A 16840-nucleotide genomic window follows, 5' to 3' on the forward strand; every position below is an offset into this window, starting at 1 on the left:
CACCCACCGGCCCTTGCTAGAGTGAAAGCCGGACACCACGGAGGACGCACGACCCATGGCAGACGACCTGCTGACGCAACTCAAAGACATGACCACGGTAGTGGCCGACACCGGCGACATCGAGGCGATCCGCCGCTTCCAGCCCACCGATGCCACCACCAACCCCTCGCTGATCCTGCAGGCCGCCCAGCAGGAGGGCCGCCGACAGCGACTGGCCGAGATTGCCCGCCAGGCCACCGACATCGACGATGCCCTGGACGCCGTCGCGGTGGAGATCGGCAGCGAGATCAGCGCCCTGGTGCCCGGCTACGTGTCCACCGAGGTCAGCGCTCGGCTGTCCTTCGACACCGACGCCTCGCTGGCCCGGGCCCGCTCGCTGATCGAGCGCTATCAGCGCCATGGCGTGGACCCGTCGCGGATCCTGATCAAGCTCGCTGCCACCTGGGAGGGCATTCGCGCCGCCCAGGTGCTGGAGCGCGAGGGCATCCACTGCAACCTGACGCTGATGTTCGGCGTCGACCAGGCCCGCGCCTGTGCCGATGCCGGCGTCACCCTGGTCTCGCCCTTCGTCGGCCGCATCCTCGACTGGCACAAGGCCCGGGACCCCGAGGCCGACTTCGAGGGCGACCGCGACCCGGGCGTGCAGTCGGTCAAGCGCATCTACGAGCACTTCAAGGGCCACGGCTACGAGACCATCGTGATGGGCGCCAGCTTCCGCAACAGCGGCGAGATCAAGGCGCTGGCCGGCTGCGACCGGCTGACCATCTCGCCGGCCCTGCTGGGCGAGCTGGCCGAGACCCACGGCCAGCTGACGCGTCGCCTGTCCCCGCTGGATGCCGAGACCCACGCCCCTGAGCCCCAGGACGAGGCCGAATTCCGCTGGGCGCTCAACGAGGACGCCATGGCCACCGAGAAGCTGGCCGAGGGCATCCGCAAGTTCATGGCCGACCAGCGCAAGCTCGAGAGCCTGCTGGGCGAGCTGCGTCAGGGCTGACGCGAAACGGGGGAGCCGCCCTCGGCGACTCCCCCGCACGATGAAAGGATTCTGGCACCGGACGGCGCCTTCAGTCCCGGTGAGAGGCCGTGTCCTGGGCCTCGAGCATCTCCACCAGCGGCTGGAACTGCTCGCGGTTATGCTCGTTCATGTGCATCAGGATGCGGTGGGCCTCGAGGATACGCTGGCGCAGGCCCGCCTCGTCCGCGGGCACTTCGGGCAGGTCACGCAGCTCGTGGGGCTCGCTGATCGGCGAGTCCAGCAGGGTGAAGTAGTGGGCGAAGCCCATGACGTCCAGCATGCGCCGAACATCGGGGTTGTCGACGACGATGGTCGGCCGCTGAGGCAGGCGACCCTGCAGGGCCATGGCCACCTTGGCCAGGAACCCCAGCGCCGTGGAGTCGACGTTGGTGGCCTCGCGCAGGTCCACCATCACCGCCTCGAGCCCGGGCGTCTCGGCGAGCCGCTGGGCCTGGCTGTCGAGGGTGGCACACAGCGTCAGCCGGACATCCCCGCACAGCTTGAGCACGAAGACCCCGGAATCGAACGCCGCCTTGATGCGGCCCTCATGCATCATCATTGCCAAATCCGCTCAACATCATGATCGTCAGGTCATCGGGAAGCTCGTCATGGCCGGGGGCGTGCTCGGCGACCTCTGTATCATCGTCGGCGATCTTCTCGCCCAGGGCAAGGCCGTTGCGCAGCGCCGACAAGCTATCGCTGTCCTGCGCCCGAGTGCGCAGCTCCTCCAGGCGCGCCTCCAGGGTCTCGCCCGGCAGGCACTCCAGGATCCCGTCGGAGCACAGCCACAGCCGGAAATCGGCGGGCAGTTCGCAGCCCAGCTGGGGATATTCGACCTCCGGGAACAGCCCTACCGGCATGCCCTCCCCGGCGAGGTAGCGGGCCTCGCCGTCGGCGACCAGCAACGGCATGGGCAGCTGCGCGCCGAGCGAATAGTGGAGATAGCGTCGCTCGCGGTCGATGACGCCGACGAACAGAGTGGCATGCTTGCCGATCCCGGTATCGAGCAGTTCTCGATTCAGCCCGGCCAGCCAGCGCGGCGCCAGGCACTCCGGATGCTGGCCGTCCCACTCGTGCTGCCAGCGATTGGACAGCGACTTGAGCAGCACGGTGACGAAGGCCGAGGAGGCCCCGTGGCCCGAGACATCGGCGAAATAGAACAGGGTGTAGCGGTCGTCGAAGCGCTGGAAGTCGAGGAAGTCGCCGGACAGATACAGCGACGGCGCCAGCCAGTAGTCGCAGCTCACCCCGCCGACGCTCTGGGGCCGGGGCGGCAGCAGTTTGCGCTGGATCTGGCCACCGGCCTGCTGGTCGAGGCGCAGCATCGCCAGGTGGGTCTCGAGGCGCTCGTTGAGTTCGGCCAGTCGCGCACGGTCGTGCTCGCGCTCCTGGGCCAGGCGATTGAGGTCGATGACCCGGCGGATCATGCGACGCAACAGATGGCCGTGGCGGCGCGGCTCGACCACGTAGTCGACCAGGCCGGCATCCACGGCATGCAGCAGCTCGCTGTCCTGGCGGTCGTCGCTGACCACCAGGGTCGGCACGCGCTCGGCCAGCGCGTCCCAGGCATCGCTGGGCAGCGCCCGGGAATGCGCCACCACCAGGGCGGCATGGCGCGGCAACTGCTCGGCGTTCTCCACCGCGAGCACCGCCAGCCCTTCCTTGGCGATGATCTCGGCCAGGGCATCGCGCTCGGGCCCGGGAACGTCGATCAGTGCGACCAGCTCGTTGGCTCCAGGCATCCTGTCATGGCCTCATTCGGCGAAGGCGTCATCGAAATCGGCATCGTCGAGGTCGAACTCGTCGGACGCAAAGGGATCCTCACCCAATTCGCCGTCGTTGACCTCGAAGCGCCGGCGCTGCAGCCAGCTATCGCGGATGAAACTGTAGCGATCGCCGCTGATCAGGCGCTCCTGGTCGAGCAGCCCGGCCCGGGTATCGATGACATCCAGGGCAAACAGCGAATAGCGTACCTTATCCTCCTCCACATAGGTGAGCGGATCCGTGTACATGTCCACCGGCATGCCGGCGGTATCGCGCACCGTGCTGGGCCCGAACAGCGGCAGCACCACATAGGGCCCCTCACCGACGCCCCAGGTGGCCAGGGTCTGGCCGAAGTCTTCCTCTCGCCCGGTCAGCTCCAGCCGCGTGGCCACATCGAAGAAGCCCAGCACCCCCACCGTGGAGTTGATCAGGAAGCGGCCGGTGGCGATGCCGGCGTTGCTGCCCTTGCCCTGCAGCAGGCTGTTGAGGGTGGTGCGAATCTCGCCGAGGTTCGAGAAGACGTTGCCGATGCCGTCTTCCACGGGATCCGGCGTCACGAACCGGTAGCCCTGGGCCGCCGGCTTGAGGGCGTAGCGATCGAGTACGTCGTTGAAGGCGAACACCTGGCGATTGACCCCTTCCCAGGGATCCTCGGGATGGGAGCGCTCGCCGGTGGCCGTGGACGCACACCCCGTCATCAGGGCCAACGCGCACAGCGCCGCCAGGCCGGTCCCGGCCTGGCGAAGGGGGGCATACGAGTTCATTGCTGGAGCAGTCTCCCTGCGCATCTTTCATCGTCCATATCGGCTCAGCGTCGCTTCACCACGACGCTGCCGGCACTGTAGCCCGCGCCGAAGGAACACACCACCCCGAGCGCTCCCGATGCCAGGTCATGGCGATGCAGGTGGAAGGCGATGATCGAGCCTGCGGAGCTGGTGTTGGCGTAACGATCGAGGATGATCGGCGCCTCCGCCGGGCCCGGCTCGCGGCCCAGCACCCGGCGGGCGATCAGGTCGTTCATGTGGCGGTTGGCCTGGTGCAGCCAGAGCCGCGAGAGATCCTCGCCGGACAGCGACAGCGCGGCCAGGTGCTCGCCGATCAACGACGCCACCAGCGGGCAGACCTCTTTGAACACCCGCCGGCCCTCCTGGACGAACAATCGGTCGAGGGCCTGGGGGTCGGCGTCGGTGACCCGGTCCAGGAAGCCCGCGTTGTTGCGAATGGCATTGGAGAAGCGGGTCACCAGCCGCGTCCCCAGCACCTCGAAGGGGGCCTCGGCGGTGGCCAGGGCGGCATCCTCGAGGACGATGGCCGTGCAGGCATCGCCGAAGATGAAGTGGCTGTCGCGGTCGCGAAAGTTGAGGTGTGCCGAACAGATCTCCGGATTGACCACCAGGACGCGGCGCACCTCGCCGCCGCGGATGGCGTTGGCGGCGGCATCGATGGCGAAGGTCGCCGAGCTGCAGGCCACGTTCATGTCGTAGGCGTGGCCGGAGGCGCCGAGGGCCGCCTGCAGCTCCACGGCCACCGCCGGGTAGGCCCGCTCCAGGTTGGAGCAGGCCACGATCACCAGGTCGATATCGCCGGCCGTGACGCCCGCCGCGGCCAGGGCCTCGTTGGCCGCCGCCAGGCCCATCTCGCATTGGATCGACGGCTCGTCGTTGCCGCGCCGGGGCAGCCGGGGGCGCATCCGGGTCGGGTCGAGGATGCCCTCGGCATCGAGCACATGGCGGTTCTCGATGCCCGAGGCCTTGACGATAAAGTCGCTACTGGAGGGCGCCAGCGGCTCACACTCCCCCGCCGCGATGGCCTCGGCCCGGCGGGCGTTCTCCGTCTCCACCCAGGCGTTGAAGGCGCCCACCAGGGCGTCGTTGTCGATGGCCTGCGGCGGCGTGTAGAGGCCGGTGCCGGTGATGACCACGTCCGTCATGCGTTTCTCCTTGGACCGGTGCAGGGGCATGCCCCACCGATCTGATCGTGAATCAGGCGCGCCCGGTAAGCTCCGCCCAGCGCTTCTCGAGGCGCTTCTCCGAGACCGGCATCCGGGTGCCCAATTGCTGGGCGAACAGCGACACGCGAAGCTCCTCGATCCACCAGCCGAACTCGACCAGCGCCGGGTCCTCGACGCCGCCGCGCCGCTCGCTCTCGCGCCTTGTCGCCAGCCGCGCCTCGAAGTCCTGCACGGCCTGCATGTGCATCTGGTCGCGCATGCGCTCCCGTGGCGCCTTCTCCAGGCGGATCTGCGCGGCCTCCATGTAGCGCGGGTACTCGGCCAGCCAGTCGCCGGCCTCGGTGACGAAGCCGGGATGCACCAGGCGCTGCATCTGGGCCTTGAGATCACTGTAAACCAGCGCCAGCGAGAGGTTCAGGTTGCCCTTCAACGCCTTGGTCACCGCCAGATGGCCCTCGAGCGCCTGCTTGAGGATGGCGAGACGTTCCTCGGCGTGGGGTACGAGGCCGTCGCGAGTCTCGGCCAGCCGCGTCTCGAGTTCGTCGCGGGAGCGCGGCAGCGGGTCGACGGCCACCACCCGCTGGAAGACGGCGCTTACCAGGTCCTCGGCCAGCTGGCGCTTGCTGCCCACCTTGGCGAACAGCAGCGCGCAGGGCGCAAGCCCGGGGAGGCGCTCGATGGCGCGCACCTGGTCGGGCAGCCGCGCCATGGCGGCGCGCACCACGCCGCGGCGGTGCGCCTCGCGGGCCTTGTCGGGATGGTCGAACAGCTCGACCCTGAGGTGGTCGTCCTCGGCCACCACCGCCGGATAGGCCTCGACGCGGATGCCGGCCTGGGTGGTGACCCGGGATTCCGGCAGCGCCGCCTCGGGCAGGGTCTCAAGCGTCTCGGCCTCGCTGGTTTCCTGGGCCAGCGCCCTGGCGCCCTCCCCCGCGGCGGCCTCGAAGCGCTGCTCGAGGGCGCGAATGTCGCGTCCCTGGCCGAGCTCGCGGCCCTGGTGGTCGACCACCCTGAGGTTCATCACCAGGTGCGGCTCGAGCTGGTCGACCCGCCAGTCGTCGGGCGTGAGCCGCACCCCGGTCTTGACGCGCAGGAACTCGCCCAGCGCCTCGGTCAGCGGCACGTCGTCGGCCGTCATGGCCTGCAGGGCGGCGTCCACCCAGTCGGGGATCGGCACCACCTGGCGGCGAATCGACTTGGGCAACGACTTGAGCAGGCTGATGCACTTCTCGCGCAGCAGGCCCGGCACCAGCCACTCCAGGCGCCCCTCCGGCAGCTGAGGCAGCATCGCCGCCGGCACCGTGAGAGTCACGCCGTCGTCCGCAGCACCCGGCGCGAAGTGATAGTTCAGCGGATAGCGCACGCCGTTCAGCGCCAGCTCGTCGGGATAGTCGGCCTCGGTGACCTCCTCGGCGTCCCGGGCCAGCAGCGCGGCGCGATCGAACTTGAGCACGTCCGGGTCGTCGCGCTCGGCCTGCTTGCGCCAGGCCTCGAAGCCCTTGCCGTTGACGATGTCCTCGGGGAGGCGCGCATCGTAGAAGTCGAACAGCGCCTCCTCGTCGACCAGGATGTCGCGCTTGCGGGCGCGGTCCTCGAGGTCCTCGACCTCCTCGACCAGCGCCCGGTTGTGGGCGAAGAACGCGCCGCGGGTCTTGAACTCGCCCTCCACCAGGGCCCGGCGGATAAACAGCTCCCGGGACTCCGCCGGGGCGATGGGGCCATAGTGCACCCGGCGCCGGTTGACGATCGCCAGGCCGAACAGCGTGACCTGCTCGAAGGCCACCACCTGGGCGCGCTTCATCTCCCAGTGCGGCTCGCTGTAGCTGCGCTTGACCAGGTGGCCGGCCAGCGGCTCGATCCAGGCCGGGTCGATCTTGGCCACGGTGCGGGCGAACAGCTTCGAGGTCTCGACCAGCTCGAAGGCCATCAGCCACTTGGGCGTCTTCTTGGAGAGCCCCGAGCCCGGGTGGATCATGAACTTGCGGTTGCGCGCGCCCTGGTACTCGCGGTTCTCCAGCAGCTGGCCGAGGTGCGAGAGCAGCCCCGGCAGCAGCGCCTTGTGCAGGCGCACGGCGCTCTCGCGGCGGGCCTGCCTGGCGGCCTCGCCATCGTCGTCGCCGGCCGGCCGCGGGGCCGGCGCCGGCACCTCGATGTCCATGTCGCGCAGCAGCTGGCGCAGCTGGCGGAAGGTATCGTGCCACTCGCGCAGCCGCAGGTAGTTGAGGTAGTGATCCTTGCACCAGCGGCGCAGGCGATTGCCGGAGAGCTCCTCGCGGGCGGCCTCGAAGCCGTGCCACAGGTTGAGCAGGGCCACGAAGTCGGAGTCCGGGTCCTGCCAGCGGCGGTGGGCCTGGTCGGCGGCCTGGCGCTTCTCGGCGGGGCGGTCCCGCGGGTCCTGGATGGCCAGCGCCGAGACGACGACCAGCACCTCGCGCAGCCCGCCCTGCTCGGCGCCGGCCAGCAGCATGCGCGCCAGGCGCGGGTCGATGGGCAGCCGCGCCAGCTTGCGCCCGAGCGGCGAGATGCGCTGGCCCGCGTCCACCGCGCCGAGCTCGAACAGCAGCCGAAAGCCGTCGGTGACGAAGCGCGAGTCGGGCGGGTCGACGAACGGGAAGGCCTCGATGTCGCCGAGCTTCAGCGACAGCATCGACAGGATCACCGAGGCCAGGTTGGTGCGGCGGATCTCGGGATCGGTGAATTCGGGGCGGCCGAGGTAGTCTTCCTCACCGTAGAGGCGGATGCACACGCCCTCGGCCACGCGGCCGCAGCGCCCCTTGCGCTGGTCGGCGCTGGCCTGGCTGACCGCCTCCACCGGCAGGCGCTGGATCTTGGCCCGGTAGCTGTAGCGGCTGATGCGCACCAGGCCGGGGTCGATCACGTAGCGGATGCCCGGCACGGTCAGGGACGTCTCGGCGACGTTGGTCGAGAGCACGATGCGTCGCCCGCGGTGCGCGGCGAACACGCGGTTCTGCTCGGCGTTGGAGAGCCTCGCGTAGAGCGGCAGGATCTCGGTGTCGCGCAGCTCGGCGCGGCGCAGGGTATCGGCGGCCTCGCGGATCTCGCGCTCGCCGGGCAGGAACACCAGGATGTCACGGGGTCCGTGGAACCAGCGCTTCTCGCGCTCGATGGCCTCGATCTCCTCCACCGCCTGCAGGATGCCCTCCTGCAGGGTACGGTCGTCCTCGTCATCGGCCTCGCGCGTCAGCGGCCGATAGCGCACCTCCACCGGGTAGGTGCGCCCGGACACCTCGACCACCGGCGCAGGGCGCCGGGCGCCGTCTGCCCCCGGCAGGGCAAAGTGCTCGGCGAAGCGTTCCACGTCGATGGTCGCCGAGGTGATGATCACCTTGAGGTCGGGGCGGCGGTCGAGCAGGCGCTTGAGGTAGCCGAGCAGGAAGTCGATGTTGAGGCTGCGCTCGTGGGCCTCGTCGATGATGATCGCCTCATAGCGCGAGAGGTCGGGATCATGCCGGGTCTCGGCCAGCAGGATGCCGTCGGTCATCAGCTTGACCAGGGTGGCGTCGTCGGTGTGGTCGGTGAAACGCACCTGGTAGCCGACCTGCTCGCCCAGCGGCACCGCCATCTCCTCGGCCAGCCGCGTGGCCACCGAACGCGCCGCCAGCCGACGCGGCTGGGTGTGGCCGATCAGCCCGCGCCGCCCCAGCCCCAGCTCCAGGCACAGCTTGGGCAGCTGGGTGGTCTTGCCCGAGCCGGTCTCGCCGGCCACCACCACCACCTGGTGATCGCGCAGCGCGGCGAGGATATCCTCGCGGCGCTCGGCGACCGGCAGTTCCTCGGGATAGGACAGCGTCACCGGACGCGAGGCCCGTGCCTCCACCCGGGCCCGGGAGCGCTCGATGTCGCGGCGCACCTCGGCGAGCCCGCGGTCCACCGGCTTGCCCTGACGACGGCGCCGCGCCAGGCCGGCGAGGCGCTTGGCCAGGCGGGGCGCGTCGCGCAGCAGCACGCCGTCGAGTTCGCCCTTGAGGGCCTCCAGGGCGGCGGCGTCGGATTCGGGCGCGTCGGGGGCTTGGGTCAGGGTACTCACGATGACTCGAGGGCTCCGGTGATCGATCAGGCAGGGACGAAAGCGCCCGCACCGGCGAAGCGGTGCGGGCCATTTATTGTAACGCCGGGAGACTCTCGGCGGCTAATCGCCCCGGGGGCTTGGGCTACGGGCTACGAGCTGCGGGCTACCGGCTACGGGCTGCGGGCCTCAGGCTTCAAGCCGTGATCGCGCCTTGGGCAGCCGAGCCGACCTAGGACGCCTGGCCCTCTTCCCTGACCTCATCTCGTAGCTGACGGCGCAGTACCTTCCTGAACACGATAGCGTTTTTGGCAGCCGTGCTGCCCTAACTCGCGTCGTCCTCTTCCTTGACCTCATCTCGTAGCTGACGGCGCAGTACCTTCCTGAACACGATAGCGTTTTTGGCAGCCATGCTGCCCTAACTCGCGTCGTCCTCTTCCCTGACCTCATCTCGTAGCTGACGGCGCAGTACCTTGCCCACATTGGTTTTTGGCAGCTCGTCGCGGAACTCCACGAAGCGCGGCACCTTGTAGCCGGTCAGCTCCTTCTTGCACCAGGCGCGCAGGGTTTCGGCGTCCAGGTCCGGGTCCCGGGCTACCACGAACAGCTTGATCGCCTCGCCGCAGGCCTCGTCCGGCACCCCCACGGCGGCCGACTCCACCACCCCGGGGTGGTTGGCCACCACGTCCTCGATCTCGTTGGGATACACGTTGAAGCCGGAGACCAGGATCATGTCCTTCTTGCGGTCGACGATGCGGATGTAGCCGTCGTCCTCGAGCACCGCCACGTCGCCGGTGTGGAACCAGCCATCGGCATCGATGGAACGAGCGGTGTCCTCGTCGCGATTCCAGTAGCCCTTCATCACCTGGGGCCCCTGGACGCAGAGTTCCCCCGCCTCGCCGCCGGGCAAGTCGTTGCCCTCCAGGTCCACCACCTTGACCGCGGTGCCGGCCACCGGCTTGCCGATGGTACCGAGGCGGATGGCGTCGATGGGGTTGAAGCTGACGATCGGCGAGGTCTCGGTGAGGCCGTAGCCTTCGGCCACCGGACATCCCGTCACCTCCTCCCAGCGCTTGGCCACCGCGCCGGTCAACGCCATGCCGCCGGAGATGGTCAGGTGCAGGCCGGAGAAGTCGAGCGCTCGGAAATCGTCGCGCTGGCACAGCGCATTGAACAGCGTATTGAGGCCCACGAAGCCGGTGAAGCGCACCGACTTCAGCGTCCTGACGAAGCCCTCCAGGTCACGGGGATTGGGGATCAGCACCGAATGGTTGCCGGTCTCCATCATGAACAGGCAGTTCACCGTGAAGGTGTAGATGTGATAGACCGGCAGCGGCGCGATGATGGTCTCGCCCCCCTCCGCGAGCCCCGGGCCGATCGCCTGGCGCGCCTGGAGCATGTTGGCCACCAGGTTGCCGTGGGTCAGCATGGTGCCCTTGGCCAGGCCGGTGGTCCCGCCGGTGTACTGCAGGGCGGCGATGTCGCTGCCCTGACGGGCGACCTCGCGGTGCTCGCGGGACGCCCCGCGCGCCAGGGTCTCGCGGAAGCGCCAGGCCCCGGGCAGCCGGTAGGGCGGCACCAGCTTCTTGAGGTACTTCACGGCGGCGTTGATCAACGGCCGCTTGGGGAAGGCATGCAGGTCGGCGAGCTCCGTCACCACCACATGGGAGAGCCCGGTGTCGTCGAGAATCTTCTCGAGCTTGCCGGCCATGTTGGCCAGGATGACGATGGCTCGGGCACCGGAATCCTTGAACTGGTGGGCCATCTCCCGCTCGGTGTAGAGGGGGTTGGTGTTGACGACCACCAGGCCGGCCCGCAGGGCGCCGAACACCGCCACCGGGAACTGCAGGACGTTGGGCAACTGGATGGCGATGCGATCGCCCGGGGCCAGGTCGGTCTCGTGCTGCAACCAGGCGGCGAAATCGGCCGACAGGCGATCCAGCTCGCCATAGCTCAGGGTCCGGCCCATGCAGGTAAAGGCCGGCTTGTCGGCGAAGCGCTCGATGGCGGCATGAAAGACCTCCATCACCGAGGCATAGGCGTCGCTGTCCTCGAGCTCGGGGCCGCGCAGGACGGCGGGGGTGGCGTGCTCGCTCATGGCATTCTCCTGGCTGTGGTCGCCCCGGGGCGTTCCGGGCCGCTCCTTGTTGTTCTGGCTCTACCCTATCCCAACCCTTTCGCGAATGTAAAACGACCGATTGAAACCTACGTTTTATAGCGCCCCTGGATCTCGCCGTCGCGCCACACCAGCAGCTCGCCGGGGGCCAGGCGCACCCAGTCCTCGTTGTCGGTCAACGGCTCGGTGGCGATCACCGAGACCACGTCGTCGGGCGTGGTGTGCTCGGCGAAGTTCACCGCCAGCTCGGCATCCGAGAGGCTGGCCTGGCCGAACGGCGCACGGCGGGTGATGTGCGCCAGCTTGGTGGTGCAGAAGGTGTAGAGGTATTCGCCGTCGGCCAGCAGCAGGTTGAAGACCCCGAGCCCTCGCAGCCGCTCGCAGAGCCCGTGCAGGTGCGACCACAGCGCCCGGCGGTCGTCCGGCGGCTCGGGGAAGGCCCGGCGCAGCTCGCCCATCAGCCAGCAGAAGGCATGCTCGCTGTCGGTGGCCCCCACCGGCCGGTAGAAGGACAGCGGCAGCGCCTCCCAGCCCTCGAGCTGGCCGTTGTGGGCATAGCACCAGGGCTGGCCCCACATTTCCCGGGTGAAGGGGTGGGTGTTGGTCAGCCGCACCTGGCCGACGTTGGCCTGGCGGATATGGCTGATCACGATGTGCGACTTGATGGGGTAGTCGCGGATCAGCCGGGCGATCGGCGAATCCACCGAGGGATGGGGGTCGCGAAAGTCGCGATAGCCGCCTGCCTCGTAGAAGGCGATGCCCCAGCCGTCGCGGTGCGGCCCGGTACCGCCGCCACGGTGCAGAAAGCCGGTGAAGCTGAAGCAGATATCGGTCGGCACGTTGGCGCTCATGCCCAGCAATTCACACATACGGGTCCTTACGCTCATGGGATCGAGAACGCCGGGCATGTCGCCACAGTGCGGGCAGCAGCGCCAGGCCGATCACCAATATCAGGAAGAGCCAGAACATCGGCGCGTCCGCCCAGCCGCGGGCCCGCTCGAGCAGCCCCGGCCAGCCTTCCTGCCAGGCCAGCCGCAGCTTCGCCGGCACGGTATTGACGCCCTCGACGAAGCGGTCGGCCAGGGTCGGCGATGGCCCGGAAACCGGCGCGTCGTTGGCCTCGGCGAAGCGCTCGGCGGACAGCGTCGGCCCGGCGTCGGCGCCCGCGATCCCCACCCGGGCGTCCGGATTGAGCATCAGCCGCGGCAGGCGCAGCTCGCGGGTCTCGCCGTCTAGGGTGATGCTGGCGCTCAGCTCGAGCGGCTGGCGCAGCTCGGGATCCAGCTCGGGCAGCGGCAGGTGCCAGCGCGCCTCGTCGACCGCCTTGGCGTCAAGCCTTTCGCCGCGCAGGTCGCCGCGGATCCGGGTGTTGTCGCGCGTCAGCCGCGGATGTTCGGCGGCCAGCACGACGCGCCCCGCCGCCGGGTCGTGTACCGCCCCGATGGCCGGCAGGACGTTGACCGCCTGGCTGCGCTGGCGGGCGAAGCCCTCGCCGGAGGCACGCACCACCAGCCGCGCGTTGCCGGTGAAGGCCGGCGGCGGCAGCTCGCCCCGGAAGCGTTCGTCCTCGCCGTCGCCCAGGCTCACCGAGGATTGCACCTCACCGTCGGCATCTTCCAGCCGGACCTCGAACGTCAGGTTGCCGGGCAGGCGGGTGGCGTCGGTCTCGGCCGCCAGCCAGGCCTCGACCGGCACCGGGAAGCCCCGGTACAGCGTGGCGGGAAGCGGCGAGGTGCGCAGCTGCCAGGCTCCGCTGACGCTGATGCGGCTGCGCTCGCCCACCGGGCCCTCGAGCCGCCACTCCCCCGCCTGGGGATCGGGCAGGCGAATCAGGTCGAAGCGTGGCTCCACCTGCCAGCGCGTGCCCGCCGGGGCGGAATCCGCCCGATAGCGGGTGCCGTCGGGGGCGATCAGGGTCAGCGGCGGCGCGTCCGGGTCATGAAAGATCAGCGCCGAGAGGCTATCCACGCCCTCGTCGACGATGAAGCGGCCCTCGTCGTCCAGGGGCAGGCGATCGGCGGGAAAGATGCGCTCGAAGATATCCAGAAAGGCGCCCAGTAGGCCCTCCGGAGAATTCACCCGGGCGGCCAGCCCCCCGGTATCCTGGGCCAGGCGCTCGACCAGGGCCAGGTCGGCCTCGTCGGAGAAGGCGATGGCGTGCACCGCCACGCCCCGGTCGGCGAGCGCCGGGGCCAATTCCTCCACCAGCCGGCGCCGCGAATCGCGATCGATGCCAGGCTTGGCACCCCGGGCGGGGGGCAGGTCGATGACCCCGTCGGTCATCAGGATCAGGTGCCGGCCGCCGTTGGCCTCGGCCTCGCCGGCACGGCGCAGCGCGGCCTCGATGTCGGTGTACTGCTGGTAGTCGCGCAGCGCCGGGGGCAGGCCCAGGGCTCGCTCGCGCCAGGCGGACTCGACGCGCCCCAGCGGCAGCGGGTTGTCGACCCGCTCGCCGAAGGTCCAGACGCCGGCGCTCGCCCCCTCGGGCAGCAGCGACACGAGCAAGCCCATGGCACTGGCCGCCAGGCGATCGGGGTCGTGGGTCTTCATGCTGCCGGAAACGTCGACGACCACCCGCACGTCGGGACGCGCCGAGGCCGGCGACGCGACCGCCATCGCCAGCGCCGCGACCAGCCACAGCAACGGCCCCCACCAGCGGCGACGACTCCACGGACCGCACCCCACTGCGCTACGCATCGCGACTCCTTAGCCGATGACCGGCTCCTGGCGCTCCGCCCCGCCCTCCTGGCGGCGTTCCCCCGCACGATCATCGTCGTTGCCCGCCGCGGCGGCCAGCGCCCGGCGGCGGCCACGACGCCACCACAGCAACCCGACCAGGGCGCCCAGCCCGGCGGCCACCGCCACCAGCAGCAGCGCCGGCAGCAGGGTGCCGGCATCTCCCTCGAGGAAGGCCAACCCGCTGACCACCACGGCCGGGGCCAGTCCGTTGTAGACTTGCCCCTCTTCCATCAGCGGCAGCTGGAAACTGGCCGGGACCCACATCACGCCGGCCACGGCCCAGGTGATCACCAGCCGCGGCAGCCGCGGCAGGAAGGCCAGGCCCAGGTAACCGGTGCCGAGCACCACCAGCGACAGCACGGCATAGCTCAGCCATAGTAGAGACATCGAATCCGAAAGCAGCATCGGTACCTCGTCATTGCGGCGTCGAAAGACGCACCCTGTTGAATTCACTCCGAGTATGGTACATCCCGCACCATGAAAGCACAGCCGCCACGTGATTCCGGCCAACCAACGGCCGGCGCCACTCCCTCTCCCGTCGCCGACTTCCAGCGCCCCGACGATCCCGACTGGCACTGGCTGGAACACCGCGACGACCCGCAGGTAACGGCCTTCCTCGAGGCCGCCAACGCCCAGTCACGGGCCTGGTTCACACCCCTCGACGACCTGACCGAGCGGCTCTACCACGGCCATCTGGCACGCCGGGAACTGGCCGTGCACGGCCTTCCCACGGCACTCGACCACTACACGGTATGGAGCGAGACCGCGGTGGACGCCGACCACCCGGTGTGGTGGCGCCACCCCAACGACGAGCCCAGGCGAGGCGAGCCCTTCTTCGACCTGGAGGCCAGGGCCGCCGACCACGCTTTCTTCGAGGTCGGCGACATGGCCCTGTCGCCGGACGAGGCCTGGCTGGCCTGGAGCGAGGACACCCGAGGGGACGAGACCTTTACCCTTTGGCTCAAGCGCCTGCCCGACGGCGAACCGCTGGCCCTGCTCGAGGCCATCGGTCCCGAGCTGTGCTGGGCCGAGGATGGCACCACCCTGCTGTTCACCCGCTACGACGCCACCCAGCGCCCCGACAGCATCTGGCGACTGCCGCTCGTCCTCGGCGCGACACCCACGGCGGATGAGCCGTCGCTGATGCTGCGCGAGGACGACCCGGAATTCTGGCTGGGGCTCGGCAAGACCCGCTCCCGCCAGTGGCTGTTGCTGGAAACCGCCTCCAAGGACACCAGCGAGGTCCACCTGGTTCCGGCCGCGGCCCCGGCGACCCCGCCGCGGCGCTTCCGCCCCCGGGAGCACGGCGTGGAGTATGCCATTGACCACCGCCCCGGGCACTTCTACGTGCTGCACAACCGCGAGGCGCCCCACTTCTGCCTCGACCGCGTCGACGAGGCCGACCCCGAGGCGCCACCGCAGCGACTGCTCGCGCATCGCCAGGACACCACCCTCGAGGGCGTGGACGCCTTCGCCTGGGGCCTGGTGGCCACCGAGCGCGACCATCACCAGGCCCAGGTGCACCTGAGGGTGATCGAGCTCGACGCGCGCCATGCTGTCGGCCGCGATGAGCGACTGACGCTGCCCGAGACGCCCTGCAGCCTGTCCCTCGGCGACGCCCCGCACTTCGACGAGCGCCGGCTGCGGCTGCGCGAGGAGTCCTTCACCCTGCCGGTGACCTGGACCGAACTGGACCTGGACAGCGGCGAGCGCCGCCTCCTCAAGCAACAGCCGGTACACGGCGACCTGCGCCCCGAGCAACTGACCTGCGAGCGGCTGTGGGCGACCTCCCACGACGGCGAGCGCGTGCCGGTCTCGGTGGTGATGCGGGCCGACCTCAGCGGCCATCCGCTGCCCACCCTGCTCTACGGCTACGGCGCCTACGGCGAGGTGCTCGATCCCTGGTTCTCGGTGGCCCGCCTCGAACTGCTGGCGCGGGGCGCGGCCTTCGCGGTCGCCCACGTGCGCGGCGGCGGCGACCGCGGCGAGCCCTGGTACCTGGCCGGCAAGCTCGAGCACAAGGCCAACAGCTTTCGGGATTTCCTGGCCGCCCGCGATGCCCTGGTCGAGCAGGGCTTCAGTGACGGCGAGCGACTGGTCGCCTACGGCGCCAGCGCCGGCGGGTTGCTGGTCGGCACCAGCCTCAACCTGGCACCGGATCGCTTCCGTGCCGCGGTGCTCGACGTGCCCTTCGTCGACGTGCTGCGCACCATGGAGAACCCCGACCTGCCGCTGACCACCGCCGAGTACAGCGAGTGGGGCGATCCCCGCGAGCCCGCCGCGCGGCGCCGCATCCGCGACTACTCGCCGCTGGACAACCTGCCCGAGCGTCCCTGGCCGCCGGTGTTCCTCCAGGGCAGCTGGCACGACACCCGGGTGCCCTACTGGGAACCGGCCAAGCTGTATGCGCGCCTCACCGAGCTGGCCGAGGCCGGCGGCGTCGACGCCAGCGAGCATCCCACGCTGCTGCGGACCGACCTGGAGGCCGGCCACGGCGGTGCCTCGGGGCGCTTCAAAGGCTGGCACGACAACGCCCGCCAGGATGCCTTCATCCTGTGGGCGCTGGGGCTGGAAGCGCGGGAAGCCTAAGCGAGCGGCACAAAAACGCAAGAGGCGGCCGCTTGGCCGCCTCTCTTTGTCTTCGCCCCCTATCGGGCGACCTAACCGTCGATCGGCAGGATGGCGATGATATGGTCCTCGAGGTCTTCCTCTGGGACCTCGGCCTGGGACACGGCGAAGCTGCGCACGCTGATGCCCTTGCGATGGACCCGCTCGGGATCGCCGGAGATCAGCGGGTGCCAGCCGGCCAGCTTGCGCCCCTCGGCCAGGCGCCGATAGGCGCATGACCTGGGCAGCCAGCGGAACTGCTCGATGCGGTCGACGGTCAGCTGCTGACAGTCCGGCACCCGCTCGAAGCGGTGGGCATAGTCGCCGCAGCGACACCCCTGGATGTCCAGCAGCTCGCAGGCCACGTTGAGCACCGCCAGGTCGCCCTCCTCGTCCAGGAACTTGAGCAGGCAGCACTGGCCGCAGCCGTCGCACAGCGCCTCCCACTCCTCATTGGTCAGCTCTTCCAGCGGGAAGCGCTCCCAGAAACGTTCTCTCATCGTCACCGTCGTCGATCGGTTAGTGGCAAACAAGCCGCGAGCAGCGAGCCCCGGGCAACGAGCGATTCATCGCAAGCCTGCCGACCCGCAGCCCGCAGCCCGCAGCCCGCAGCCCGCAGCC

The 16840-nt window shown here is 69.8% G+C and carries 12 protein-coding genes; 2 read left to right on the forward strand and 10 right to left on the reverse strand.

The window, feature by feature from the left end; all coding sequences use genetic code 11:
• The first annotated feature begins 55 nt into the window (after positions 1–55).
• Complete coding sequence (tal, locus tag ACXAFN_RS00370; RefSeq protein ID WP_474985231.1) at positions 56–994, forward strand: transaldolase; 939 nt, start codon at positions 56–58, stop codon at positions 992–994.
• 70 nt (positions 995–1064) lie between these two features.
• Here the strand turns inward: tal and ACXAFN_RS00375 are convergent, their stop codons facing one another.
• The 9 genes from ACXAFN_RS00375 to ACXAFN_RS00415 form a co-directional block, all read right to left on the reverse strand.
• On the reverse strand, positions 1065–1574 hold the full coding sequence (locus tag ACXAFN_RS00375; RefSeq protein ID WP_474985233.1) for an STAS domain-containing protein: 510 nt from the start codon (positions 1572–1574) through the stop codon (positions 1065–1067).
• Positions 1561–2757: a PP2C family protein-serine/threonine phosphatase gene (locus tag ACXAFN_RS00380; protein ID WP_474985235.1), complete on the reverse strand. Its 1197-nt coding sequence runs from the start codon at positions 2755–2757 to the stop codon at positions 1561–1563. Before ACXAFN_RS00380 ends, ACXAFN_RS00375 begins: the two co-directional genes overlap by 14 nt.
• Positions 2758–2769: 12 nt before the next feature.
• Entirely contained in the window at positions 2770–3543 is a 774-nt protein-coding gene (locus tag ACXAFN_RS00385; RefSeq protein WP_474985237.1) for an MlaA family lipoprotein, read from the reverse strand.
• Positions 3544–3587: 44 nt separating this feature from the next.
• A complete protein-coding gene (locus ACXAFN_RS00390; protein WP_474985238.1) occupies positions 3588–4709 on the reverse strand; it encodes a beta-ketoacyl-ACP synthase III in 1122 nt (373 codons plus the stop codon).
• Between the two features lie 52 nt (positions 4710–4761).
• Entirely contained in the window at positions 4762–8778 is a 4017-nt protein-coding gene (hrpA, locus tag ACXAFN_RS00395; RefSeq protein ID WP_474985239.1) for an ATP-dependent RNA helicase HrpA, read from the reverse strand.
• 397 nt (positions 8779–9175) lie between these two features.
• Positions 9176–10855 carry an AMP-binding protein gene (locus tag ACXAFN_RS00400; protein WP_474985241.1) on the reverse strand — a complete coding sequence of 560 codons (1680 nt, stop codon included), beginning with the start codon at positions 10853–10855 and terminating at the stop codon, positions 9176–9178.
• Positions 10856–10962: 107 nt separating this feature from the next.
• Positions 10963–11742, reverse strand: a complete 780-nt coding sequence (locus ACXAFN_RS00405; RefSeq protein ID WP_474985243.1) for a class II glutamine amidotransferase — start codon at positions 11740–11742, stop codon at positions 10963–10965.
• Entirely contained in the window at positions 11735–13570 is a 1836-nt protein-coding gene (locus ACXAFN_RS00410) for a vWA domain-containing protein (RefSeq protein WP_474985245.1), read from the reverse strand. Before ACXAFN_RS00410 ends, ACXAFN_RS00405 begins: the two co-directional genes overlap by 8 nt.
• Positions 13571–13579: 9 nt before the next feature.
• Entirely contained in the window at positions 13580–14017 is a 438-nt protein-coding gene (locus ACXAFN_RS00415) for a hypothetical protein (protein WP_474985247.1), read from the reverse strand.
• 72 nt (positions 14018–14089) lie between these two features.
• Between ACXAFN_RS00415 and ACXAFN_RS00420 the strand changes: the two genes are divergently transcribed.
• Positions 14090–16201 (forward strand): S9 family peptidase, encoded by a 2112-nt coding sequence (locus ACXAFN_RS00420; RefSeq protein WP_474985249.1) that lies wholly within the window; start codon positions 14090–14092, stop codon positions 16199–16201.
• A 71-nt stretch (positions 16202–16272) separates the two neighbouring features.
• Here the strand turns inward: ACXAFN_RS00420 and ACXAFN_RS00425 are convergent, their stop codons facing one another.
• Positions 16273–16719: a YcgN family cysteine cluster protein gene (locus tag ACXAFN_RS00425; RefSeq protein WP_474985251.1), complete on the reverse strand. Its 447-nt coding sequence runs from the start codon at positions 16717–16719 to the stop codon at positions 16273–16275.
• Positions 16720–16840 lie beyond the last annotated feature (121 nt).

Source organism: Halomonas sp. ABH4_019, from assembly GCF_056159885.1.

Coding starts and splice junctions, on each gene's coding strand:
- tal (WP_474985231.1), top strand. CDS start 56: ATGGCAGACGACCTGCTGACGCAACTCAAAGACATGACCACGGTAGTG.
- ACXAFN_RS00375 (WP_474985233.1), bottom strand. CDS start 1,574: ATGATGATGCATGAGGGCCGCATCAAGGCGGCGTTCGATTCCGGGGTC.
- ACXAFN_RS00380 (WP_474985235.1), bottom strand. CDS start 2,757: ATGCCTGGAGCCAACGAGCTGGTCGCACTGATCGACGTTCCCGGGCCC.
- ACXAFN_RS00385 (WP_474985237.1), bottom strand. CDS start 3,543: ATGAACTCGTATGCCCCCCTTCGCCAGGCCGGGACCGGCCTGGCGGCG.
- ACXAFN_RS00390 (WP_474985238.1), bottom strand. CDS start 4,709: ATGACGGACGTGGTCATCACCGGCACCGGCCTCTACACGCCGCCGCAG.
- ACXAFN_RS00400 (WP_474985241.1), bottom strand. CDS start 10,855: ATGAGCGAGCACGCCACCCCCGCCGTCCTGCGCGGCCCCGAGCTCGAG.
- ACXAFN_RS00405 (WP_474985243.1), bottom strand. CDS start 11,742: ATGTGTGAATTGCTGGGCATGAGCGCCAACGTGCCGACCGATATCTGC.
- ACXAFN_RS00410 (WP_474985245.1), bottom strand. CDS start 13,570: ATGCGTAGCGCAGTGGGGTGCGGTCCGTGGAGTCGTCGCCGCTGGTGG.
- ACXAFN_RS00415 (WP_474985247.1), bottom strand. CDS start 14,017: ATGCTGCTTTCGGATTCGATGTCTCTACTATGGCTGAGCTATGCCGTG.
- ACXAFN_RS00420 (WP_474985249.1), top strand. CDS start 14,090: ATGAAAGCACAGCCGCCACGTGATTCCGGCCAACCAACGGCCGGCGCC.
- ACXAFN_RS00425 (WP_474985251.1), bottom strand. CDS start 16,719: ATGAGAGAACGTTTCTGGGAGCGCTTCCCGCTGGAAGAGCTGACCAAT.